The following is a 25,760-nucleotide window of genomic DNA, read 5'->3' as shown; positions in this document are numbered from 1 at the left end:
CCCGGCCCCACGACGGCCCTTGGCCGTCCGCCGATCGCCTGCTGTTCATGATTGCTGATGCGCGGCACCCATCGCCCTTGTCTGGCGGGGTCTGCCGCAGACTCAGTCCTCGTCCGACTGCTCGGGTATGCCCTCGGCCAGGGTTGCGAGAATTTCTTCTTCGGTCCTGGCACGGGCCCTGATGAGTCGATCCTGGGGCCGGTCTTCGCTTACATAATAAAGGCAGGCGTCGATGGTCGACAGGCCGATACCCTCCAAGCGTGACAGGAGCAGCCGGTAGAAGTCCAACTGGACCAGACGGCGGTTGGTCGACTCATCTCCGTGCGGTCGTGCTCCGGTCTTCCAGTCCACGATGGTGTAGCGCAGATCCGGGCGATCTGAATCAAGTCCGCCGGCAAAGACCGCATCCAGCTTGCCCTTGACGATGGAGCCGGCCAGCACCGCTACGATGGGCCGTTCCACCCAGACGGGGGTGCGTTGGGCCCAGTCGGACTCGGCCAACCGCCGCTCCCAGGTCAGCAGACGGGCCTTAACGGGATCGGCCTTGGAATCCAGGGACTCCCGCTCCTGGTCAAGCCCGGCCAGCATGCGGGCCCGCTCAGCCATGGCCCCAGGACCCAGTCGGCCATCGAGCAGGTTGGGTGCTTCCGCCTGGTCAGGCAGGTCCACCAGTCCTTGGGGGGCGGAGATTTCGGGCAGGATGAAGCGCCTGGCCCAGTCGTGGAAGCGGGTGCCTGCCTCGGCCTGCGGGGAGGCCACCTGGGGTATGGGCCTGACCAGCCCCTGCCAGTAGTCCCTCTCCATCTTGGGATCGCCCCCTGCCGAACCGGCCTGGATGGCGGTGACGCTGCTCGCCCCATGCCCCAGAATCCGACGGCCGGTGCGCCGCAGCAGATCCAGGTTCGTAAGCAGCTGGTCGTCGGCAACCCCCAGGCGGCCGGTGCTGACCTGCAGGACGCGGACCGCATTGGCGTAAAGCCCGTCATCGCCCTCTTCAGGCATTGCGGGGTTGCCCGGTTTTCCGGCGCGCACCCAGGCGGCCGAGCGATTCAAAGCTGCGCGTGTGCGCGCATTCAGGACCGGGGGCCATAGCGCCTGATCCCGCTGACCGTCGCGGGCGGCGATCTGGTCCACCTCTTCCAGGGCGCGGTCGACGATAGCCTGGCGGTAGGACTGGGCATGCTCACCGACAAAGAGCCCCAAGGGCGGCGTTGGCTGGCCCTCCTGGGCATCCTCTGTCTGCTCCAGCTTGACCGCATCGGGCTCTTCCTGGAAGAGCTCCACCAGCTCGGTCCAGAAGTTGGAGGCCTTATCCGGGTCCGGAGCCGGAGTGTTCAGGGCGGCAGCCTCCGCCTGGGAATCCTGGCTGAAGGTCAGCAGCAGGTCATGCCGGGCCCTTGTCGCCGCCACGTAGATCAGCCGTCGCTCGTCGTCCAGCAGCCGACGGCCGTACTGTTCGCGCTGAGAGGGGGCGATGGCATCGGCCCGGACCGGGCGGGCCTGGTCGTCCATCCCGCTCTCCCGAGACAGGCCCATGGCCTCCTCCTCCAGGCTTGTCAGATCCAGCCGACCCAGTAGATCCTCAGGGTCGGCTCCCAGGGGGGCGTCGTGGGGAAAGCGGGGCAGAATCATGGCATCAGCCCGGACCGGCACCGGCACGGACTGGGGATCGACCAGCCAGGTACGGGCCGTGCAGCTGTACTGGTAGACCGGGCCGTCCGGGGATTGGACCACCGGCTGGTCCAAGGCGGGCTTGACCGTGAGCCGGTCGCCCTGGCTGCTTGGGAAGGCTCCACGCTTGAGCCCGACAACCGCCACAGCATCCCACTCCAGTCCCTTGGCCTGGTGGACGGTCATCAGGGCCACGTCGGCCCGGCGGTCGTCCCCGTCAGTGGGCATTTCTGGACTCTGATCCAGGGAGGACAGCCAGGAGACGAACCCGCGCAGGCTGGGCCCCAGGCCCTGGGGCAGCTCAGACAGGTAGACATCCACCTGATCCAGCAGGGCCTGGATGCCCGCCTTGGCCTGGCTGGGCTCCAGTGGCCGTTCAGGATTGGCCAGGGAGCGGGCCAATACCAGGTCCACGTCCAGGTCCAAGGCACGGATGGCGGCGATGACCACCTGGCGCAGGGGGGCCGAGGACTCGGCCTGGACCTGGCAGATGACCCGGGCGGCCTCGGCGGCCAGGACCCGTCCCCTGGGGGAAAGCCCGGAGTTCTCCAAGAGATCTGGCAGATCGTCACGCAGCAGCAGGTCCACCAGGAAGACGTCGTTGGGGACCTGGTCACGGTAACGGTGCAGATCCTCACGACGACGGCGAGGATCGGAATCAGACTCGACCAGACCGGCACGGACCAGGGCCCGATACTGGCTGTCCTCGTTGACCTTGGCGGCCAGGGAGGCCAGGGCGCTCAGGTCGGCCGCGTCCATGCCGAACCGGGCCGAGGCCAGCAGACGCATCAGGGAATCGCTGTCGGTATGGTCGCAGATCAGGGAGAGCAGGGCTCTAAGGTCCATGACCTCGGGCCTGTCGAAGAGGGAGGAGTACCCGACGACCTGGCAGCTCAGCCCTGCGGCCTCCAGGGCCTGACGGTACCTGGGCAGGGCGGCCTTGGAGCGGAAGAGAACAGCCACGTGCGGTGCGTCGCCCTGATTGCCATAGAGCTCGCGGGCCCTGAGGGCGAACCTGACCACGCCATCGATCTCCTGGCCGCCGGTGCTGTAGCCCAGGAGGCCCACGGTACCCGGGTCGGCATCCTCACGGGGACGGAGCCTGGCCACGTCCACCTCGCGCAGTTCCGTCTCCGATCGGCTCTCCTGGCCTCGATGGCGCAGGGGGACGGTCAGCTGGTTGGCGGCCTTGAGCACCCAGCTGGAGTTGCGGAAGGTGCGCGACAGGGTCAGCGGGTCCTGGTCCTGCGAGCGCCCAAAGGCTGTCACGCCAGACAAGGGGCCGCTGCCGGAGTCGGGTCGGTCGGCCAGCATGCCGAACTGGGCCTGGAAGGTGCGGAAGGCCCCGGGACTGGCCCCGCGCCAGGCATAGATGGACTGGAAGGGGTCGCCCACGGCGGTCACGGCCGACCTGCCGGGAGCCTGGTCAGCACTCCCCTGATCCTCCTTGAGACGCTGCGGATGGAAGATGGCCGCCAGAAGCAGGGCCTGGGTGGTGGAGGTGTCCTGGTATTCATCCAGAAAGACGTGGCTGTAGCGGCGTCGCAGCTGGGCGCTGATGGAGGGGAAACGCTCGACCAGCTGGAAGGCGGCCAGGGTGAAGTCGCCGAACTCGGCCATGTTGGCCTGACGCTTGGCCCGCTGGTAGTCCTGGACCAGGGTCAGCAGCTTCTCACGCGTCAGAACCGCCCGTCGCATGGTATCCACCCGGTAGAGGCGAATGCTCCGCCGCTTGTCTCGGAAGTCCTTGATTTTGCCCTGGTAGTGCTCGTCGGTCTCCTTCTTGCTTCGCTTGGGCGGCGAGGTGCTGACTGTGGGCTCGGCGGCCGGCACGGGCTGGTCGCCAATGAGCTGGTCCGCACGATCCACAAAGGCGCGGTCCCAGGCACGGATCCGCTCCACGGCCTGGTCAAAATCTGGGCAGTCGCTGCTGATCATGGAGGTGGTCACCGCCCCGGTCAGCCCCAGGACCCGGTTGACGGTGGTCGAGAAGGTCGCGGAGCCCAGGTCGTCGGATTCGCCATCCTGCGCCAAGGAATCGGCGGGAAAGATCAGATCCAGATGGTCGGCGACCACCTGGGAGGCCAGCTGGTAGGCCCCCGCCGAGCTCAGGGGACGGGTGTCCTGGTCCATGCCCACCAGCAGGCCGTACTGGCGCACGATGGACTGGAAGAAGGCGTCATAGGTGGACACGGTCGGCTTGAGGAAGTTGCGCTCGGGGTCCACGCCCGAGGCTCCTCTGCCCTGGTCGCGTCGGATGACCGCCGCCCCCACCCTGGACTGGAGCTCGGAGGCGGCCTTGCGGGTGAAGGTCAACCCCAGAATCTGCTCGGAGGGCACTCCCCGACGGATCAGCGCGATGATCCGGCTGGTCATGGTCATGGTCTTGCCCGAGCCGGCCCCGGCCACCACCAGAAGATCCTCGTTGACATCCGCATCGACGATGGCGGACTGTTCGGCAGTCTGCTTCATTCCTGATCCTCCAGTAGATTGGGCGCCACCAGTTGCCATGCCTGACATTCCTGACCATTGCCGGCCCGATGGCAGCGGGCAGGGTCGAAGACCGCGTCATCCCGGCCAGCCGTCAGCTTGACCCCGGCAGCGAAGAAGACCCTGGCTATCATGGTCAGGCCCCATACAGCCTGGGAGGAGACCCGGGCGGCCCGGACCATGGCCCACAGGTCCGCATCCACCCCAGGCGGAACCTGATCAGGCAGGTCCGCAGGCTCTGCCTTGGACTTGAGCGGGGAGGGCATGCCGGTTCTGGGCTGAGCGATGGTGACCAGCCTGTCGCGCTCGAACAGTGGCGGCTGGTAAGCCATCTCCTCCCGGCGCAGCCCTGTTTGCGCATCCTTGGGTGGCGTCTGCAGCTGCAGGAGCAGGGACTGGCTCAGCTTCATCCCCTCGGTCCTTTCCAGATCGGGGGTTTGGGGCAGACTCCAGGCCGCCCCCACCTCCGGGCTGCTGCCGGACGTGGGTGGGAAGGCCAGGCCCAGTTGATAGCAGACCAGCTGCAGGTCGTTGAAGAGCTGCCCCTGGGTATAGGGGACTCTGCCGGTCTTGTAATCCACCAGCCGCAGACGGATGCCCTCGGGCAGGGACCTGACCTCAAGACGGTCGATACGGCCGGTCAGCCTGACCGTCGTCCTGGCATCCAGGGCTGTGGGGAAGCCGTCGACCAGGCCGGACATCAGGGCGAAGAGCCCATCGGCATCCAAGGGCCTATCGGGGAAGGTGGCCTTCCAAAGAGGGACCAGTTCCTCCACGGACAGGCTGACATCGAAGGAGCGCTCGCTCTGCACCCCCAGCAGGTCGCCGACCGGGACCGGGCTCTTGCCCTCCAGGCCGTATTCGGAATCCGAGGAGCGGACGAAATAAGAGGCCAGGTTGTCCAGGATGGACTCCACCCGGCTGCTGCGGCCGCGCTGGTCATAGAGCTCGTCCGGGTCCCGCAGCCGCTGTTCCTGGGGAGCCAGATCCTGGTAGATGCCCAGAAGCGCATCCCGCACCTGCTGCTGGCGGGCGTCCGGATCGCCCTGGCCGGGACGGTCCAAACCCTGGGCTGTACCCTCGCTGGCCACCTTGTGTATCAGTGAGCCGAACTCCGTGGGCACCCTGGATGGGGATGGGCCGGAGAACTGATCGCCCAGGGCCCACTCCAGCGGACAGTTCCAGATGGCATCGACCGCCGAGGGCGAGAGAAGGACCACCTGGCGGTCGGACCGGTGTTCATGGCGCTGCTCATGGCCCCGGTCACGGTCTTGTATTCGATCTGCCTGACCGGCTTGATTGATGGAAGCAGGCGCGGGCCGGGAGGCATGGTCTCTTTCAGTAACCGATGCGACGCCCGCGGCAGCGGCCACAGTCCTTGACCCGGCGGCCTGTTCAACCGAAACCTCTTTATCCGGGACTTGGCCAACTGCGGACTGTTTATCTGGGGCATGCCGATCCGAGGCCGGCCCAACCGTGGACTGCTCGTCTGGGACATGCTGATCCAATGTGGGCTCGGCGGCACCCTCCTCACCATTGTTGTAGAGGAAAGGCCAATGCCGTGGATCGGCCGAATCCTGGCCCTGGTCGGCCAGCAGCCGCAGGGTTTGCACGGCATCGTCCACTCGGTCACGGTCGACCTGGTCCTGCGGAAGCAACGCCTGGACAGCCAGGATGGATCGGGCGGCTGCAGTCAGGCCCCTGGCAGACACCTCCAGTCCCCCATAGCGCTCACTGCCGCCTGAGCCAGCGCCGACCATGCTGAACTCGGCCTGACTCATATCGGCGGTGCGTGGATAGCGTTCGGGCAGGTAGCCGTAGAGAAAGTCCGAAGGAACCAGGTCATCGTTCCAGACCGCACTGATGCGCACCTGGGTTCGGGCCCGGGTCAGCGCCTCCAGAAAACCCTTCTTTTCGGCGTAAAGGATGGAGCGCAGGGCAGGATCGTGGCTGAGCGTGTCCGCCAGGGGGTCGCCGATGCGGTCGTGCAGGACCAGGTCGGCCAGCTCCTCGGCTCCGAACATGGTGTCGCGGGGAATCAGATTGGGCCAGACCCCGTCCTGGACGGCGGGTAGCCAGACCAGGGGCCAGTCGGTGGCCAGGGCGGCAGCGCCGGCGGGTGTGGTCAGGGTGACGGCGTGCTCGATGGGCCCGATCCGCGCCAGGGAGTCGGCCTCGATCTGCATGGTGCGCACCTGGTCCATGAAGGCCTCGACCGTGGGGAAACGACGGGAGCCAGCCGCGTACTGGAAGAGCCGCATGAGCGCGTCCAGACGGTCGTTGGCTTCCTCCCCCTCCTGGGTGGCCATCAGGGCCCTCCGCTGCCAGTCATCGGCCAGGTCCAGGCTCCGCCAGGCCTCCCAGAGCACGTATTGGGGCTGACGGTCCTCCAAGGCGCTGATACGGGTGGCCGTCAGACGCAGAATCTGCAGGGCCTTGTCCAGGACCTGTACGTCGGGATCCTCCCGGCGACCTCCTGCGATAGCGGTCATGGCCTCCAGGATGATTCCCGAGGATCGGCCATCCGGGTCCAGAACCAGCAGGGTCTCCAGGGCCTGAACAGAAAGAATGGCCGGCCGTTGAGCATCCCGGTCGCCCAGGTCCACCGGCTGGTCGGGGGCCGAGGCAGTGGAGAATGGACCAGACCCGACCCCTGGCTGGGAAGAATCGTGCTTGGTCAACAGGGAGTCGTCGACGCTGATGCCGGATGAACGGTCCCGCTGAGCCCGCCGCTCGGCCAGGTCCTCCACCCAGGTCTGCCAGGCCTGTCCAAGGAGCAGCAGGTCGTCCAAGGAGCCCGGCGATTCCGCTTTGCTCCCCTGCTGGCCGGACAAGGGGGCCAATGCGGCCATGGTCTCCAGGATGGACTCCAGGCGCTCCATTCTGACGGGACGCTCTGCACGAGCGGCGGTGGCGGGAACCCGGAAGAGGGGGCCGGCTATCAGGGTGCGAAGGCGCGAACGGATCCAGGCGGCCACCTGGGCAGGATCGTCAGGGTCGCTTCCGGCAGTGACAGGGTCCATTACCGACTGGGCCAGTTCGACCAGGGCGAAGAGACCCTGGATGGCGGGCTCCTGGCTGAGCGGACGGGTCACCGAGGAGAAGCGCACCGGCACGCCCTGCACACGCAGCTTGCGGCCCAGGGTGCGCAGGGTCGTGTTGTCGTGGGCGATGACGGCCATGTCGTTCCAGTCACGCTTCTGGGCCAGGAACTCATGCTTGATTTGCCAGACCAGGTCATCATCCTCCTGGTCGGGGGTGCGGAAGAGCCTGGTCTGCACGCTGCCGTCGCAGATAAGACCGTCGCCCTCGGTCAAGGGGGCCACCGGTCCGGCGCCTGGCCAGGCGGGCAGCTTGCCGGGTCTGGCGGGCAAGGGGGTATCGTTCTCTTCAACCCCGGCGATGCCCAGGCTGACCCTGGCAGCCACCAGATCGGCATATGAACCTGGAGCCGCCGAATCGGAACCCCGGCCGTCTTCGGCATGCTCTGCATCCGCTTTCGGAATTACCATCCTCCGGGGTTTCAGGGTCACCATGGCGGCGCCCAGGCAGGCGAAGTCCCGGGCCAGAAGAGGGGCGGAGGCACCTTGCATGGGCTTGGACAAGGCCGTCAGGCGAGTGGCCAAGAATTCCGGGTAGGAGCCACGGAAGGACTGGACCGACTGGTCGGGATTGCCCACCAGAAGGAGTCGGCAACCGGCCTGGTTCAAACCCTGCAGCAGGCCCATACCAGCCAGGGTGATGTCCTGCCAGTCGTCCACGACCAGCAGGTCAGGCAGGTCGTCATCAGCCAGCCCGTCCAGGCTGCGGGAGGCTTCGACCATGAGCATGGAGGGGTCCAGACGGAATTCATCCGGGTAACTCTCGGTGATGCTCTGGCGGTATTCGTCCTCCAGAGCGAAGGCCAGCCGCCACTGCAGGCCCAGCCGGTCGCGGCGGTCGGGGTCCATGGGCTGGACTGCCAGGGCATCCAGAAGCTGGTCTCGGTCCCCCCTGTCCAGTCCCAATTCCGTCATGCGGGCGAACATGTCCCGCAACTGGGCGATGAACCTGTCGGCGACCCCTACGACCCGGCCCTGTCCGTCGCCGACCAGGACGGAGGACCAGCCCGCACCGTTGCGAAAGTAGCGTTCCAGGAGTCGGCAGACCGCGCAGTCATCCCCGGCCTGGACATGCTCCAGATGGACGGTCATGACCTGTCTGAGCAGGGCATCCTCCTCGGCGCCGTTGAGCAGCCTGGGCAGGAGCGGATCGTGGCCCGCCTGGGCCAGCCGGGACCGTGTCAGCAGGCGAAAAGCCAGGGCCTGCAGGGTGCCCACAGGTCGGGTGCGGTCGGACCTGCCCCGCGTGAGAATGACCTGACGGCTGACCTGGTCGGCCGCGATCCTACCTGATACGGCCATACTGGCACCGTCGCCGAACTGCTCCATACCAGCCAGCAGGGCCTGAGTAGCCAGCCTGGTCTTGCCACTGCGGGGAGGACCAGCCACCACCAGGGCCCGGGTGGGCCGACCCTCCTCGTTCTGGAGCCGATCGCCGATAAGGGCGCGGACCGGTTCCATGGCCTCTTGCGGATCCACCGGTGGCTGCTTGCTCATAGCTACAAGAATAGGGTCCGGCATGGTCCATCTACAGGCCCCGGAAGCCGCTTGTCCGGGACCGTCCTTGGGAGGTTGAAAGGATGCCTGATCGGGAGCGGCGTGCTGTTATCGTGGATAGCAGTTGTCAGGCAGTCCTTAGGAGGTGATGTCCCTTGCAGCAGAATGGTTCCCAGGCCCGGCGCCCGAGTGCGGTTCCGTCCATGGACCAGGCGCCAGCGCTGCCCGGGCTGCGGCTTATGCGCCCCTTGGACCTGGGAGGCACCGCCGCCGTCTACCTGTACGAGCAGGAGGGACTCAACCGACCTGTGGCGGTCAAGGTGGCCCTCCGAGGCAGCATGGACCAGCAGACCCATCAGCTCTTTCTGCGCGAGGCCAAGACCCTGGCCAAGCTCTCCACCCACCCCTGCATCCTGAGCATCCACCAGGCCCTGGTCAGCGATGACGGACGGGATTGCCTGGTGCTCGAATACGCTCCGGGCGGCAGCTGCAAGACCATCATGCTCAGGGGGGGCATGGACCAGGAAGGCGTGCTGGACCTGGGTGTGCGCATGGCCTCAGCACTCTGCTGCGCCCATGGGCGCGGAATCCTGCACCGGGACGTCAAACCCAGCAACTTTCTGATCACCGACCAGGGTCTGCCGGTCCTGGCCGACTTCGGCATCTCCTCGGGCATCTATGGAAGCGAACGGGCCGGTGGGCTTTCCATACCCTGGGCTGCCCCGGAGGTCCTGGCGAACCGCTCGGGAGGGTCGGAGGCAAGCGACATCTACTCCCTGGGAGCCTCGCTCTTCGGCATGCTGGCCGGCCGCTCCCCCTACGAATATGCCTACCGGGCCCGGGATGAGGATGACCTGACCCGGCTGATCCTGACAGCGGAAACCCCGGTTCTGCACATGGACGAGGCCTCCCCCATGCTGGCCGCCGTCCTGGAGAAGGCCATGGCCCATGACCGAGACGACCGCTATTACTCGGCGCTGGAGTTCGGGCGGGCCCTCCAGGAGGTCCAACAAGAGCTCTACGGGCATGCGACGCCCTTCATCGGCGAGGGAATCGGCCCCTACCCCACGGAGGATGTACGTTCACACTCCCGGATCGGAGACATTGCTGGCCGACCCATTGCAGGCCGAGGGGGAAAGCGACCAGAGAATAAGGAATCCGGCCACCCCTGGGCTGGTGCACGGGCCAGCTCCCAACCGCGTCTGCGCCCAGACAGGGATGCGTTCTCTGACTATGAAGGCAGCCAGGCCAAGCGGTTTTTTGGCGGCCGCCGCCGTGTGGTCCTTTTGGGACTGATCCTCGCTGTCATCCTGGCCCTGGTACTGGTCTGGGCCCTGGTTGTCGGCCTGCCAAACAGATCCGAGCGTCGTTCACAGCCGACTACTACAGGTTCCTCCCAGGCTCAATCCCGACAGGCGCAGTCCCCGGACCCGACGGATTCGAGCGACCCCCAGGATCTGCAGGAGGGCCCGGTTCCCTCACCCACCCAGGGCCAAGGCCGCTACCAAGGCACCGCGGCAGTTTTCACCTGGGCCAATCCCAACCCCAAACCGGGAGACACCTATGTCTGGCATCCCCTGGATCAGGGCGGCGCCGGAGACCGTGGCCGCAGCGTGCAGACCCGACAGCCGGCCGCCCGTATCGACAGCCCGCAGGGGGGTCAGACCTGCATCAGCGTCACCCTGGTGCGGGCCGACAGGAGCATGTCCCAGGAACCCACGATCATCTGCGCCGTCCAATGAGCCTTCGGTGGATGAATTTCCACATTCGACCACCCCGACTCTCACAGACCGCCAAGACCTGGCAAACCAGCTAAAATCAGTCGTCAGAGAGGGCATCGACGGCGGTCCGGGATCAATTAACCAACAAGGGCACAAGGTAAAGGTATAGGAAAGGTATAGGTCAGGCATCCTGGCCTGTGCGGCAGAACAGGAAAGGAACCCAGGGGATTATGGACTTGCAGGGACGCTTCCTGCGGATGCGCCGGGCCGGGCTGCGTCTGCGGCATGCCCTGGCCGTCCGCGCCAAGAACCCTGCCACCATCCTGGCCGTCACGCTGACGGCTCTGGTCCTGCTCATACTGGGCGCCTTGTTCATGCATGGAGTGGACCGCCGTGCCGTTCAGGTGGATGACGGCAGCATCTGGATCACCTCCGAAAACGAGCGCAAGGTCGCCCGGTTCAAGCCCGACATCGGCGAGGCGGACGTGGCCCTGTCGACAGGCACGGACCACTTCGACCTGGCCCAGAGCGGATACGCGGTCATCCTGGGCCGTGAAGGAGGCATGGCCCCAATAGCGGCCTCCACCGCCACACTGGGAGACACCACCCGATCGGATGCCAGGGTCCAGCGGATGGTCAACGGGCCCACTCTGGTCCTCTTCCAGGCGCGGACCGGCAAGGTCTGGGTTGGTCAGGCCACTTCTCCGGGAGATATGGACCAGCAGCGCCGCGACCCCGTGCTGACCCTGGGCTCCGGGGCCGCCGCTACCGTGGATGCCTCCGGAACCGTCTACGCCTACCGGCCCTCGGACGGGGTCGTGCTGAAAATCGACGGACCCGACTCCAGGGCCCATCGTGAGTTGGACTCCCTGACGGACCACACCCCCGTCCGGGCCAATGCATTCAGCGTCATTGGTGGAAGACCCGTCCTCCTGGCCGGCGATCGGCTTTACTGGCCCCAGGGATCCGTCCGGATACCGCACCGGGGAGACCTGCAGCTCCAGTCCACTCCTGTGGATATGGACCGCCAGGGACCCTGGGTGGGGCTGACCGATCAGGAAAGCGTCCACCTGGTTGATCTGGACCACCCCCGGAATCAGGTCGAGACCGTACGCACCGGGGGCAGCGGCCAACCCGCCCAGCCGGTCTCCTCGGGCGGATGCCTTTGGACGGCCTGGGCCTCCTCGGGAAGCAATTTCCTGCGCCTGTGCTCGACAGGGACAGCCGTGCCCCAGGTTCGGTCACCCCAGCCGCGCCCCACCACCCTGGAGGCCATCAGCCCAACCTCGGATCTGGTCTTTCGGGCCAACCACCGGAGGGTCATCCTCAACGACGTGCTGACCGGTGATGTTTGGAACCCGCAATCCTCCACCAAGGTGATCCGGCCACAGTGGCAGACCATGGAGGTCAAACACACAGACAAAACCGATCAGCGCCAGGACTCGGCCGACAATCGCCAGCGGTTCGCGGCCACCTGTCGATCAGGCTCCCAACCCATCCAGGCCGAGGACGACAGCCTGGGCATTCGTGCCGGTTCCAGAGCCCTGCTGGATCCCTTGCGCAACGATCGGCAGACCGACTGCTCGGTTCTGCGAATCGAGGATGCGCGCAGCTCGCAGGGCAATCTGCGCCTGACTCCGGTCATGAACGGCCGCTACCTGCAGGTGGATGCCAGCGACGCACCTGCCGGCCGGGCTCGAATCAACTACTCCATCACCGACGGCCGCGGCCAGGTCTCCTCGGCTGGCATCGACCTGAACATCGCCCCGGCCAAGATGGATCGAGGCGACCAAGCACCGGTCCAGAACGATACCCCACCCGAGTATGAGGTGGAGCAGGGCGCCACGACAACCGTCAACGCTCTGGCCGGCTTCGAGGATCCCGACGGAGACCCGCTGACACTGGTCGGTGCCGAATCCGTGAACTCCGATCGAATATCCCTTTCCACCAGGGCTGATGGGCAGCTGACCATGAGCGCTGGGTCGGCCACTTCCGCTCGGCTGGCTGTCAAAGTCACCGTTTCGGACGGACTCATGAGTGGCCAGGGACTCATCTATTTCACCGTCCGACCCGTCAACACCCTGGCCCCACTGGTCGATCCGGTCATCCGCCAGGCCACTCCCGGCCGAGAGGTAACCGTGGACCTGAGCAGGAGCGTGCATGCCAATGCCGCTCAGCCCCTCCGCCTGGTCCGGGTCGACAAGCCCGATGGGATCCAGGTGGAGGTCAACGCCGAGAGCCTTTCCTTCACCGCCACCGCCGCCAACCCGGGCACCTATTATGTGCCCTACCGGGTGGCCCAAGGCGACCAGGAGGCCCAGGGGCTGGTCAGGCTGGAGGTGGAACACGACCAGGGCGGATCCGCGCCGCCGGTTCCTGTCAACGACGTGGCCCTGCTTGGGGCCGACCAGACCGCCATCGTCGATCCGCTCGACAACGACCTGGATCCCATGGGTGGACTGCTGGCCCTGACCGATGTGCGCGTGGACCCGGACTCCGGCATCAAGGTCGGCATCGTGGACCACCGTCGGGTCTATCTGTCAGCCAGAAAAATTCCCACACGCCCACTGAGCATCGCCTACACTGTCGCCAACGCAGAGGGCAGCGCTCAGGGGACCATCGTCCTGCAGCCCCCTTCCCTGAGCAGGGCAGCCTCGGCTCCCAAAGCCCCGAATCTGACGGTTGGGGTCCGATCATCGGGCCTGGTCACGGTTCCGGTCATGGACAAGGTCGCCCACGCTGACGGGACCAGCGTCACCCTGGACCAGCAGCTGACAACGGACCAACGGACCTTTGCAGGCCTGACCTTCGTGTCCGGGGATACGGTCAGGTATCAGGCCAGCGAGCGCACCGGGGACTTCCCGGTCACCTATACGGTCAGGGATGATCTGGGCAACGCAGCCTCTGGCACCATCACCTTCCGGGTGCATGCCTCCGACCCCGCCAGCAAGCCCGCACCCACCCCCAAGGACCTGCGGGCCCAGGTGGCTGCCGGGACCAAGGTACGCATCCCCGTCCCGCTGACCGGCATCGATCCGGATGGAGACTGTGACACCCTGTCCGGCTTGGGCAACCAGGCGCCCAGGCTGGGAAGGATTGTCAAAGCCGGGGCCGACTACCTGATCTATGAGGCCTATCCCGACTCGCACGGCACCGACGAGTTCACCTACGCCGTGGAGGACTGGGTGGGGCAGCGTGCCCAGGCGCGCGTCCGTATCGGTGTCTTCCCCGACTCGTCAGTGACCGGAGTCTTCGCCCGGGACGACAAGGTCAGGCTGCGGCCTGGGACCGTCGCCGACGTACCGGTCCTGCTCAACGACATCTCCGGGGACGACGACCCCCTGAGCCTGGACCCCCACCTGGAGCGCCAGGGGCTGGACCAGGCCAGTACAGAGGACGACATGATCCGGCTGACTGCTCCTTCGCAGCCAGGCACCTCCTATCTGGTCTACGGGGCACGAAACCGGGCAGGGCTGAGCGACCAGGCCACCCTGACCGTGGTCTCGGATCCCCAGGCCCCCATCCAGCCGCCCATAGCCCAGGATTACCAGGTGGCTCCCGAGGACACGGTGGATAAGCGCAGTGTGGAAGTCAATCTGGCCGACTCCATCAGTAACCCGTCCGGCACCCTCGATGACCTGCGCCTTGGGATTCATCCCAGCGCCCGTGCCCATGCCAGGATCGTGGGCGAAGCCGGCTCCACCAAGCTGGTCATCGACCTGACCGACCAGGCCAGGGCGGTGCCCTACACCGTGACCAACACCCGGTACAAGATCACTTCAATGGCCTTTGTGAAGGTCCCCGCCTACGGGGTATTCCCCCCGATGCTAAGACCCCGGGCTCCGGCTCTGAAAGTGCGGGCCGGGCAGAGCATCACCATCGACATCGCCGACCAAGTCAGGGTGGGCGCAGGCAAGACCGCACGGATCGCCTCCCGCCAGTCCGTCTCGGCCACCAAGTCCGACGGATCCGACCCCTACGTAGACGAGCACACCCTGAAGTTCACCGCCGCCAGGAACTATGCCGGCCCAGCCTCACTGACCTTTGCCGTCCGTGACGGGGATCCAGGGGGCCAGGCCATCGTCAACGAGTCGGTACTGACCCTGCCCATCACCGTGGTAGGCGGCAGAGCCTCCCCGCCGGTCCTTTCTGCACCGGTCATCGATCTGGAGGCCGGGGAGCCGGCACAGACCATCTCCCTGACCGCCATGATCCGCTGGCCCCAGGGAAGCGACCCGGCCGACAGCACCTTCTCCTCCGGGGACCCACAGGGGCCGATCCATGCCAAGCTGAGTCCTCGGGGCCAACTGAACGTAGCCGCCGACAAGACCGCGACGCCCGGCACCAAGGCCACACTGCCGGTGACCATCACCAGTTCCTCCGGCGATGTGCATACGGTCCTGGTCTTCCGCATCGTCGCCACCACCCGACCCCTGGCTTCGGTCCCCTCGCGTCAGCTAGGGCTCAAGGCCGGGCAGAGTCTGGAACTGGACCTGTTCGACGGCGCCCTCAACCCCTTCCCTGACACTCCGCTACGCTTGGTCGGCCTGGTCAGCGACGACACCTCACGACTGACAGCCACCAGCCTGGGCGACGGAAGAATCGCCATCAAAGCCGATCGCGACATCGGCGCCTCCACCAACACCATTCTGGCCACGATCGAGGATGGCAGCCGGGATCCGGGACGCCGGGTCAGCGCCACCATCACCGTGGGCATCATCGACCGCCCGCAGGCCCCCAGAATGCTGGCAGGCGCCGCCCAGGCAGGCGACGGAACGGTTCTCCTGTCCTGGGAGCCGGGCGCAGTCAACGGCAGTCCGGTGGACGAGTACCGGGTCACCTACACCTCATCGGCAGGCTCCGGACAACGCTCCTGCGGCAATGCAGTCACCTGTCGAATCGACGGACTGGCCAACGGCCATGACTACTCATTCACAGTCCAAGCCCACAACCAGGTCGGCTGGTCCCCCGCCTCCTCGCCGGCGGCAGCCAGACCTGATGCGCTTCCCGGAGGCGTGCAGGCACTGACCGTGGACGGCGGCAGCAAGGAAACCCTGACCGTCACCTGGCGTCCGCCGGAGAATCATGGCTCACCCATCCAGGGCTATACGGTCCACGGCGAGGGTTCCGGATGCGGTTCGCAGCGATGGCGGTCGGCCACCGCCACCAAGGCGGTCTTCGACGTGGACCATGACGAGGCAGGAGGCACCTGCACAGTGAGTGTGACCCCCGCCAATATGGCCGGATCAGGACCTGTGGCCTCAGCCTCTGGAGCCACCTGGTCGCATCCAGATCCGCCTGCATTCCAGACTTTGGAGTACCAGGGCAAGGACCAGGTCAAGCTGGTCCTGAACCCCGGTTCCGAACACGGCCGACCCTGCGCAGATATCCAGGTGAGCATCGATGGCCTCGACACCGACAAGGCTTCCTGGACCCTGCCCTGCAACCAGCCGGAGGTCAGTGAAGTCATCACCCTGCCCGCCGGGTCAACCAAACCGGGCGCCACGCTGAACTTCCGGGCGGTCGCCCGCATCCGTGGGGTGGGATCCGAAGGCCATTCGCCCGCCGCCACCAAGGAGCTGACCCTGCCCAAGGATGCCGACAAGCCAAGCGACAAGACCCTTAACCCGTCAGTGGTCCCCTCAGCAGACAAGGATGAATGACCATGGATGAACGAAACGCACAGGAACCCATCCAGCAGGACGGCACCATCCCCGATGACGCGACCAGGAGGAGTACCCCCAAGGCCGCCCGCGAAGCAGGCAGCAAAGGCCGACGGATCCCTGCCGACCGACTGGATGTACTGAAGCGACAGCGCCAGGCCCTCATGGCCGGTCTGGGCCAGCAGGAATCCTCCCAGGCGATGAGCGACGACCGGACCCGCCCCGGCCGCATCCCTGTGGCTGCCAGGCAGGAAAGGACTCAGGAGTCCGAGGCGGAATCCGTCCCATCGGATCGCACCATGGTGGAAGACGGGACCATCCCCGTCCACCAGCCGGTCCGTGACCTGTTCACCCGGTCCTCATCAACCCCTGCCAGGCCCGACCTCGTCGATGTCACCGATCAGTCCCGACACCCCCAACTGGAGCGGATCTCGGCTCCCAGATACGAAGTCAGGACCGACGAACCCAGGGGAGCAGAAAAGACCGGTCAGAACCAACGGTCTTTCACCGAAGCAGGAGATCAGGCAGAAGAGGCCAGGCGGAAGAGACGATCAGACCAAGCAGGAGGCAGCAGCCAGGCAGTAGACCGCAGCCAAGCCGCCGTGGATGTGTCGACCTTCGCCAGCCTCTTCCGCTCCATAGTCGACAACGTCGGCCAGGCGGTGCTGGGCAAGGAGGAGACCATCGCCCTGTGCGTCACCGCCCTGATCGCAGGAGGCCATGTGCTCCTGGAGGACAATCCGGGCACCGGCAAGACCCAGCTGTCACGGGCACTGGCCGCCTCAATCGCCGTGGACTGCAAGCGGATCCAGTTCACCCCCGACCTGCTGCCCTCCGATCTGCTGGGCGTGACCTTCTACGACCAGTCTCAAGGACGATTCTCCTTCCGGCCCGGGCCGGTCTTCGCCTCCCTGGTTCTGGCTGACGAGATCAACCGAGCCTCCCCCAAGACCCAGTCGGCCCTGCTGGAGGTCATGGAGGAGGGCCAGGTGACCGTGGATGGCCGTACCTACCGCCTCCCCCGGCCATTCATGGTTATGGCCACCCAGAATCCTATCGAGCAGCTGGGCACCTATGCCCTGCCCGAAGCTCAGATGGACCGCTTTCTGATTCGCACCTCGCTTGGGGCACCGGGGCACGATGCCAGCATGCGCATTCTTCAAGAGGCCGACATCCGCGACCGGGCTGGCCTGGTCGAACCGGTGGTCGATGCCGGTCAGGTGGAGGCCATGGCCGCCTGCGCCTCCAAGGTCTTCTGCGATTCCTCCATCATGGAATACGTCATCCGCATCATCGAAGCCACACGACACAGCTCCGCCATCCGGGTCGGCTCCTCCATCAGAGGCGGACTGGCTCTGGTCCGTTGCGCCAGGATTCGGGCCTGCGCTCAGGGCCGCGACTACGTGATCCCCGACGATGTCAAGGACCTGGTCGATCCCGTTCTGGCCCACCGGCTGATTCTGACCGCCCAGAGCAGGCTGGCGGACATGGATGAACACCAGGCGCTGGCCGAAGCCCTGGCCAAGGTCCCCGTCCCCACAGGAGAGCAGTGAGCCATGACCGCCTTCGCCCGCCGACCTGCCCCGGAGGCAAGACCGGCATCCTCGACAGAATCCAGACAGGTCTTGCGAACCCTGGCCGCTGACCTGTGGCAGTCGATCACTGCCCTGGGCCGGGCCATGGCTCTGGCCGCACTCCTGTGCGCTTTGGCCTTCGTCCCTACAGGCTGGCGTGAACTGCTGGCGGGCACTTTGCTGGGCGCGGGCATGCTTTTGCTGGGATTGCTGATGAGCCTGGGCAACCTGTCCTGTAGCGCTGAAACGAGTCTGGACCAGGGCCGTCTGGAGGTGGGGGGCCAGGCTGAGCTGGTCCTGGTTCTAACCAATCCGGGCAGCCGTTCCACCCGCCGTGGCCGAATCGGTCTGGCTCTAGGCCAAGGAACCATTATGGCGTCGCTGCCAGCCCTGGCTCCCGGCCAGAGCCACCAGATCCGCTTGAAGCTGGAAGCCAGGTCCCGTGGCGTGATTGACCTGGGCCCGGTGACCATGGAGGCCGGGGATCCGCTGGGACTCATCCGCCGCCGCCGAATCCTGACTGGGGCCCGAAAACTCTACATCCATCCCCGCACGGTGGCCCTGCCGCCCCTTGAAGCCGGACTGGAACGCGACCTGGAGGGGGATCCTGGTCCCGGCATTGTCGACGACGACCTGGAATTCCATGCCCTTCGCCCCTATGCTCCGGGCGACGACATGAAGCGGGTCCACTGGCTGTCCACCGCCCGGGCCGGTACCCTGATGGTCCGCCAGTACGAGCCCACCCTGCGCACCAGGACCGAACTGATTTTGGACGGCCAGGCCGCCTCCTACCGGAACGCGGATGAGTTCGAACTGGCAGTTGAACTCTTCGCCTCCCTGGGCTGCCGATGCCTGCTTGATGGACGTCGGCTGCAAGCGTTCGCCCCGGAACCCGAGGGTTTAGATGCCCATGGAACCACCCTTCCCACGGAGGATCCCCGAAGCTTTCTGGATGCCTGCAGCGCCATCCGACCCAGCCAGGACAGTTATGACAAGCCCGACCCGGCTGATGCTCCCGAGCGGACCAGCCTGACCATTCTGGTGACGGGTTCGTTGGGCGACCGCCAACCCTCAGCACTGATGGGCGAATCGGTTCAGGGCACCTCCCCGGTCATGCTGCTGGCTGCTGACCTGGACGCTCAACCAGACCTGCAGATGCAGCCAGGCCTGGTCAGCGCCGTTCTGGACAGCCTGCAGGACCTTCCCCCCCTTTTGGAGAACCAGCCATGAGCACATCTACATCCGCATCATGGATGGACCAAGCCCGGAGGGAGCCGATTCGCCTGATTGACCGGGCAGGCCTGCAATCCACAGTCGACCCGACCAGGCACCGCTCTCCCGTCATTCTGGTCGCGGCACTGGCGCCCCTCGACCTGCTGGCAGGGCTGCAGCTGCTGCCGGTCTACGGCAGCCTGCTCTTCTGGTTGACAGTGGGAGCCGCGGCCTGCCTGACCGGACTGCTGATCGCCCTGCTCCCCCGCCGTGGTATTGCCACAGCCCTCCTGCAACCTCTGTTGCTGATCGCGGCGCAGTTCCTGCTAGGCCCCATCCTCGCTCTGAACGGGACCACCCTGGCACACGTCCTGCCTACCTGGACAACCCTGACGCAAGGGTGGTCAACCACTTTCGGCGCTTTCAAGACCCTGGCGGCCATCGATCCCCCACTTGGCCAGGAAGCCGGCGGACTGATGGCCCTATGGACGTTGATGCTCTGGACCTGTTATCTGGCCGTGCTGCTGGCCCGTCATGGCCTGGGCCGCAATCTGGGAAGGCCGACACACCCCGTGGCCGTCCTGACAGCCACCCTGCCCATCCTGGCCACCCTGGCTGTGTCAGCCGCTCTAGGCACCGGCAAAGGCCTTTACCCGGCGTTGACGGGCGGCATCCTCTGGCTGCTCCTGCTGATCTGGTGCGCCGGCGGAATGGGCCTGCTGCGTCTGCAAGGATCCGCATCCACTCTTATGACCCTGGCATTGACAGCCGGACTGATTTTCTCCGCTGGACTCCTGCCCGCCCCGCCCCGGCTGGTCATCCGAGACCACTATCAGCCCCCCATGGACCCCTACCGATTCACCAGCCCCTTGAGCGATTACCGCGCCTATATCAAACGCCATCGCGACGATACCCTGGTCACGGTCCGCAACCTGCCCGCCGGCACGCCGGTCCGAATGGCCGTCATGGACCGTTATGACGGCAAGGTCTGGAACCTGTCCGACTCCTCGGGCGCAGGAGCCGCCGACTACCGGCGCATCGGCGCGCAGATCCGCACAGAAACCCAGCAGGAGAAGGCCAAAGACGGCGAACAGACCGGACAGCCTTTTACCGCAACCTTCCAGATTCGAGAGGGATTCGACCACGCCTGGCTGCCCTCCGCCGGGCAGGTCGACGGCATCGACCCGGATCAGGGCCTGCAACGAAAGGACCTCTACTTCAACAAGGCCACAGACACCGCACTGACCGATGAGACCCTGCAGGCCGGGGCCAGCTATACGGTGCGCGGCGTGGCCGAAGACCGACCAGCAACCCGCCGCATAACCGACAGCGATCCAGGAGATGCACAGGTGCCTCCCCTGGCGGATGCCCCTGAGAGCCTGCCCAAGGCGGCTGCCTCCATGACCTCCATGCAGGCGCGGGGCGGCGCCAGGGCGCTGGCCATCGAGGAACGGCTGCACCGGGAGGGATGGTTCTCCCATGGTCTGGCCGGCGACTATCCCTCGCCCTCCGGCCATGGCGACTATCGGATCAATCAGCTCCTGCAGGGCCAGGCAATGGTTGGTGACAGCGAACAATACGCCTCGGCCATGGCCCTCCTGGCCCGGCAGATGGGTCTGCCATCCCGGGTTGTCCTGGGATTCGTGCCCAAGAACCGCGATGGCTCCATCAGCCGGGCAAGGACCAGGACCCAGGCGGACGGGAGCACCCGAATCGACTTCACAGGACGCGATGCCCAGGCCTGGGTGGAGGTCAATCTGAAGGGACTCGGGTGGGTCCCCTTCTACCCCACGCCACCGGAGACCAAGACCCCGGACAAGTCACTGGACTCCACACCACCCGATCCGCGCACCCTGGTCCGCCAGCCGCCTCCCCCGCTGGTCGATCCTCCCCGTGACGACCGGACCACCCAGGGTCGAACCACCGTTGGCGGGCAGGAAGCATCCCGGCAGTCTTCGCCCTCCTTCTGGAAGCGGTACGGACCCCTGATAGCCAAAGTGACGCTCTGGACCATGCCGCTCTGGCTGCCTGTTCTGCTGGTTCTGCTCCTGCTGGCCTTCAAGTCCTGGCTGCGCCGACGGGCCCGGTCGACCGGCGACCCGAAGACACGTATCCGTGCCGGCTGGCGACAAATCAGCAACCTAGGCAGACAGACCGGTCTTTCCCTGGACGGCACCCGTAGCGAGCAGGAGGCTCTGATCATCCGGAACCTGCTGACCGACCCCACAGGGTCTTCGTCGGCCGGACTGTACGGCGATCTGGATCGACTGCGCAGCATGGCCGATCAGGCCTCCTTCGACCGGCACCCTTCGGATGAGCGGGAGGCCGAGGACTGCTGGCAGCTGGTGGACAAGCTTCGATCCGCCATCCTGAAATCCCTGCCACGAACCCGACGCTGGCGCACCCTGCTTTCCCCCAGGCACCTGCGCTGACCTGCTGCCAATAACCTGGACCCCGAGAGAAAAACAAAACGAGGGCCCGTGCGATCGTTGAGATCGCACGGGCCCTCATCTGGTAGCACATAACCTGCAGTAACCTGCAGCCGAATCCGCCAGGCCGGGTCATCCGGCCCAAGCGGATCTGCGGCTACTGGCCTTGCATGCGCTCACTGGTTGGAGTGCTGGTCCTCCGAGGAGGAGAAGGTGGCTGAGCCAGGCTGCTGAGGCGGCTTCTGATCGGAGTCACTGCCGTCTGCGGCATCCGGGGATCCCGCGCCTGTGGCAGCCGTCTGATCGCCCGCCCCGGCTGACGGATCCTGCACGTTGGGGGTGTCCAGATGGCTCTGGCCGCCCTGGTCGTTGAGGAAGTCGTCCGGGTTGAAGTCGTCGCCCAGCTTCAGATCTCCGAAGTCGATGTTGGAGAAGTCCACATCGTTCAGGTCGGCGTCGCTCAGATCCACGTCGCCGCCACCCAGACCGAAGTTGGGGTAGATAGTGTCGCGGATGGCCTTGTCGGGCTCCACTGTGGCGTTGCGGTACCTGGCCAGGCCGGTGCCGGCAGGGATCAGCTTGCCGATGATCACGTTCTCCTTGAGGCCCTTCAGGTCGTCGACCTTCTGGTTCAGGGCGGCCTCGGTAAGCACGCGGGTCGTCTCCTGGAAGGAGGCGGCCGACAGCCAGGAGTCGGTGGCCAGGGAGGCCTTGGTGATGCCCATGAGCTCGGGGCGTCCAGCGGCCGGCTTGCCTCCGGCCTTGACGGCCTTCATGTTGGCGGCCTTGAACTTGGCCTGGTCGACCAGCTCGCCGGGCAGCAGGTCGGTGTCGCCCGAGTCGATGACCGTCACGCGGCGGAGCATCTGGTGGACGATGACCTCGATGTGCTTGTCGTGGATGTCCACGCCCTGGGAGCGGTAGACCGTGTGCACCTCGTTGACGATGTTCACCTGGGCAGCACGAGGGCCGAGGATGCGCAGGATCTTCTTGGGATCCACGGAGCCCTCGATCAGCTGGGTGCCGGCCTCGACATGCTGTCCATCCTTGACCATCATGGGTGCACGGCGGGTGACCGGGTAGGTCAGCGCCTCCACGGAGGTGTCGTCCGGGGTCAGGGTCACCTGACGGCCGCGGTCGGTGTCCTCCACCTTGACGGTGCCGGGGAACTCCGCGATGGGAGCCTCGCCCTTGGGGGTACGGGCCTCGAAGAGCTCGGTGACACGGGGAAGACCCTGGGTGATGTCGGAGGCCGAAGCCACACCGCCGGAGTGGAAGGAACGCAGCGTCAGCTGGGTGCCGGGCTCGCCGATGGACTGGGCGGCCACAATACCCACGGCCTCGCCGACGTCCACCAGCTTGTTGGTGGCCAGGGACCAGCCGTAGCACTTGGCGCACACCCCGCGGGTGGACTCGCAGGTCAGGACCGAACGGGCCTTGACCTCCTCCACGCCGTGGGCGACCATGTCGCGCAGCACATCCATGGACAGGGCGTCGCCGCGCTTGTAGAGCACGGTCTTGCCATCCTTGGGGTCGATGACGTCGGCGGCCAGGAGCCTGGAGTAGGGTCCGCCGTCGGCGGCCTTGACCAGGACCAGGTTGCCCTGCTCGTCGCGCTCGGCCACCTTCATGGTCAGACCGCGCATGGTGCCGCAGTCCTCCTCGCGCACGATCACGTCCTGGGAGACATCGACCAGACGACGGGTCAGGTAGCCCGACTCGGCGGTACGCAGTGCGGTGTCGGCCAGACCCTTGCGGGCACCGTGCTGGGAGATGAAGTACTCCAGCACCGACAGACCGTCGTGGTAGTTGGACTTGACCGGTCGAGGAATGATCTCGCCCTTGGGGTTGGCCACCAGGCCTCGCATACCGGCGATCTGGCGGATCTGCATCCAGTTGCCTCGTGCCCCGGACTGGACCATGATGTTCACGTTGTTGTCCGGAGTGAAGTGCTTCTGCATGGCGTCAGCCACCTTGTCGGTGCATTCGGTCCACAGGTTGATCAGCTCCTGACGGCGCTCCTCGTCGGTCAGCAGACCCATGTCGTACTGGGAGTTGACCTTGGCGGCCTGCCCCTGGTACTCGTTGACGATCTCGCCGCGCTCGGGCGGCACCACGATGTCGGAGAAGGCCATGGTCACGCCGGACCACTGGGCCCGGGTGAAGCCCAGATCCTTCAGGGCATCCAGGGTGGCCGCCACCTGGGCGGTCGAGTACCGGGTGGCGATGTCGTCCACGATGCCGGACAGCTTGCCCTTGGGTACCTGCTCGTTGATGAAGGGGTAGTCCACAGGCAACGTCCGGTTGAACAGGACCCGCCCATAGTTGGTGGCGAAGAGCCTGGAGCCGTCCTTGAAGACCTCCTCCTTGACCACGTCAGGGCTGCCGGGCTCAGGGTCGACGACCTTGAGGTCACCGGGATTCCAGTCCTTGGGCATGACGAAGTCGGCGGGCACCCGCAGCAGGATCTTGGCCTGCATGTCGATCTCGCCCAGGTCCAGAGCCATCCGGGCCTCGGCCAGGCTGGAGAAGATCCGGCCCTGGCCCTTGGCGCCGTCAACCACGGTGGTCAGGTAGTACAGACCCAGAATCATATCCTGGGAGGGCATGGTGACCGTATGGCCGTCGGCGGGCTTGAGGATGTTATCGGAGGCCAGCATGAGCGAACGGGCCTCAGCCTGGGCCTCTGCCGACAGGGGCAGGTGGACTGCCATCTGGTCGCCGTCGAAGTCGGCGTTGAAGGCCGCGCATGCCAGCGGGGGCAGGTGGATGGCCTTGCCCTCGACCAGGATGGGCTCGAAGGCCTGGATGCCCAGACGGTGCAGCGTAGGCGCACGGTTGAGCAGGACGGGGTGCTCGGAGATGACCTCCTCCAGCACGCCCCAGACCTCGGGGTCGCCGCGGTCGACCAGACGCTTGGCGCTCTTCATGTTCTGCGCGTAGTTGAGGTCCACCAGCCGCTTGATGACGAAGGGCTTGAAGAGCTCCAGGGCCATGGGCTTGGGCAGGCCGCACTGGTGCATGCGCAGGGAAGGCCCGACCACGATCACGGAACGGCCGGAGTAGTCCACACGCTTGCCCAGCAGGTTCTGACGGAAGCGGCCCTGCTTGCCCTTGAGCATGTCTGCCAGGGACTTCAGGGGACGGTTGGAGGCTCCGGTGACGGGGCGGCCACGACGGCCGTTGTCGAAGAGGGAGTCCACAGCCTCCTGGAGCATGCGCTTCTCGTTGTTGAGCATGATCTCGGGGGCGCCCAGCTCGATCAGGCGCTTGAGCCTGTTGTTGCGGTTGATGACGCGCCGGTAGAGGTCGTTCAGGTCGGAGGTGGCGAAGCGGCCGCCATCCAGCTGCACCATGGGGCGCAGGTCGGGCGGAATGACCGGGACGACGTCCAGGACCATGGCCTCGGGCTTGTTGCCGGTGTTCAGGAAGGCGGAGACCACCTTGAGCCGCTTCAGGGCACGGGCCTTGCGCTGGCCGGAGCCGGTGTCGATCTCGTGACGGAGCTCCTTGGCGGCAGCCTCCAGGTCGAAGTCCTGCAGGCGCTTCTTGATGGCCTCGGCGCCCATGCAGCCCTCGAAGTAGTCACCGTAGCGGTCCTGCATCTCCCGCCACAGATCCACGTCACCCTCCATGTCGCCGGGCTTCAGGGTCTTGAAGCGGTCGAAGACGGCGGTGATCCGCTGAATCTGGTCGTCGTAGCGCTTGCGGATGGCGGTCATGTCCCGCTCGGCCCCGTTGCGCAGACGTGCCTTCATGGAGCCTTTGACCTCGTCGGTCTTCTCCAGCTCGGCCAGGTCCTCCTCCAGCTTCTTGGCGCGCTTGTCGATCTCCAGGTCGCGCTTCTTCTCCAGCTGGTTGATCTCGTTGTCGAACTCGTCCTGCAGGTCGGGCAGGTCCTTGTGGCGCTGCTCCTCATCCACCTTGGTGACCATGTAGGCCGCGAAGTAGATGACCTTTTCCAGGTCCTTGGGCGCGATGTCCAGCAGGTATCCCAGCCGGGAGGGCACGCCCTTGAAGAACCAGATGTGGGTGACGGGGGCGGCCAGTTCGATGTGGCCCATACGCTCGCGGCGGACGCGGGAGCGGGTGACCTCCACACCGCAGCGCTCGCAGACGATCCCCTTGAAGCGCACGCGCTTGTACTTGCCGCAGGCGCACTCCCAATCGCGGGTGGGTCCGAAGATCTGCTCGCCGAACAGGCCGTCCTTCTCGGGCTTCAAGGTACGGTAGTTGATGGTTTCCGGCTTCTTGACCTCGCCATAGCTCCAGCCGCGGATGTCATCGGCCGTGGCCAGTCCGATTCTCAGTTTGTCAAATGCATTGACGTCCAGCACTCTGTGTCCTGTCTCTGATCTTGTAACTGCTCTGAAGTTTGCCTCTTGGCGGGATGCCCTTCAGG

8 protein-coding genes are annotated in these 25,760 nt (G+C 65.9%); 5 read left to right on the top strand and 3 right to left on the bottom strand.

Features of this window, described 5'->3' with window-relative positions; genetic code table 11:
* Positions 1-102 precede the first annotated feature (102 nt).
* Together H3V04_RS00300 and H3V04_RS00295 are read right to left on the bottom strand one after the other, a co-directional pair.
* Positions 103-4,143 (bottom strand): ATP-dependent DNA helicase, encoded by a 4,041-nt coding sequence (locus tag H3V04_RS00300; RefSeq protein ID WP_232342386.1) that lies wholly within the window; start codon positions 4,141-4,143, stop codon positions 103-105.
* Entirely contained in the window at positions 4,140-8,759 is a 4,620-nt protein-coding gene (locus tag H3V04_RS00295) for a PD-(D/E)XK nuclease family protein (RefSeq protein WP_198186828.1), read from the bottom strand. Before H3V04_RS00295 ends, H3V04_RS00300 begins: the two co-directional genes overlap by 4 nt.
* A 155-nt stretch (positions 8,760-8,914) precedes the next feature.
* On the opposite strand from H3V04_RS00295, the gene H3V04_RS00290 reads away from it, so the two are divergent.
* The 5 genes from H3V04_RS00290 (at position 8,915) to H3V04_RS00270 (ending at position 21,361) form a co-directional block, all read left to right on the top strand.
* Positions 8,915-10,501, top strand: a complete 1,587-nt coding sequence (locus H3V04_RS00290) for a serine/threonine-protein kinase (protein WP_198186827.1) — start codon at positions 8,915-8,917, stop codon at positions 10,499-10,501.
* Positions 10,502-10,710: 209 nt separating this feature from the next.
* Complete coding sequence (locus H3V04_RS00285; RefSeq protein WP_198186826.1) at positions 10,711-16,143, top strand: Ig-like domain-containing protein; 5,433 nt, start codon at positions 10,711-10,713, stop codon at positions 16,141-16,143.
* A gap of 2 nt (positions 16,144-16,145) precedes the next feature.
* A complete protein-coding gene (locus H3V04_RS00280) occupies positions 16,146-17,696 on the top strand; it encodes a MoxR family ATPase (protein ID WP_232340526.1) in 1,551 nt (516 codons plus the stop codon).
* A 3-nt stretch (positions 17,697-17,699) separates the two neighbouring features.
* Positions 17,700-18,947, top strand: a complete 1,248-nt coding sequence (locus H3V04_RS00275; RefSeq protein WP_198186825.1) for a DUF58 domain-containing protein — start codon at positions 17,700-17,702, stop codon at positions 18,945-18,947.
* Positions 18,944-21,361 (top strand): transglutaminase domain-containing protein, encoded by a 2,418-nt coding sequence (locus H3V04_RS00270; protein ID WP_198186824.1) that lies wholly within the window; start codon positions 18,944-18,946, stop codon positions 21,359-21,361. The genes H3V04_RS00275 and H3V04_RS00270 overlap by 4 nt, the downstream gene beginning before the upstream one ends.
* Before the next feature lie 173 nt (positions 21,362-21,534).
* Here H3V04_RS00270 and H3V04_RS00265 read toward each other — a convergent pair whose 3' ends face one another.
* Positions 21,535-25,695, bottom strand: coding sequence for a DNA-directed RNA polymerase subunit beta' (locus H3V04_RS00265; protein WP_198186823.1), 4,161 nt, complete (start codon positions 25,693-25,695; stop codon positions 21,535-21,537).
* Between the last annotated feature and the right edge of the window lie 65 nt (positions 25,696-25,760).

Source organism: Bifidobacterium sp. M0353 (assembly GCF_016100645.1).
GTDB lineage: Bacteria > Actinomycetota > Actinomycetes > Actinomycetales > Bifidobacteriaceae > Bombiscardovia > Bombiscardovia choladohabitans.
The sequence above is the reverse complement of the archived record's forward strand: the minus strand, read 5'-3'. Positions and strand labels throughout refer to the sequence as shown.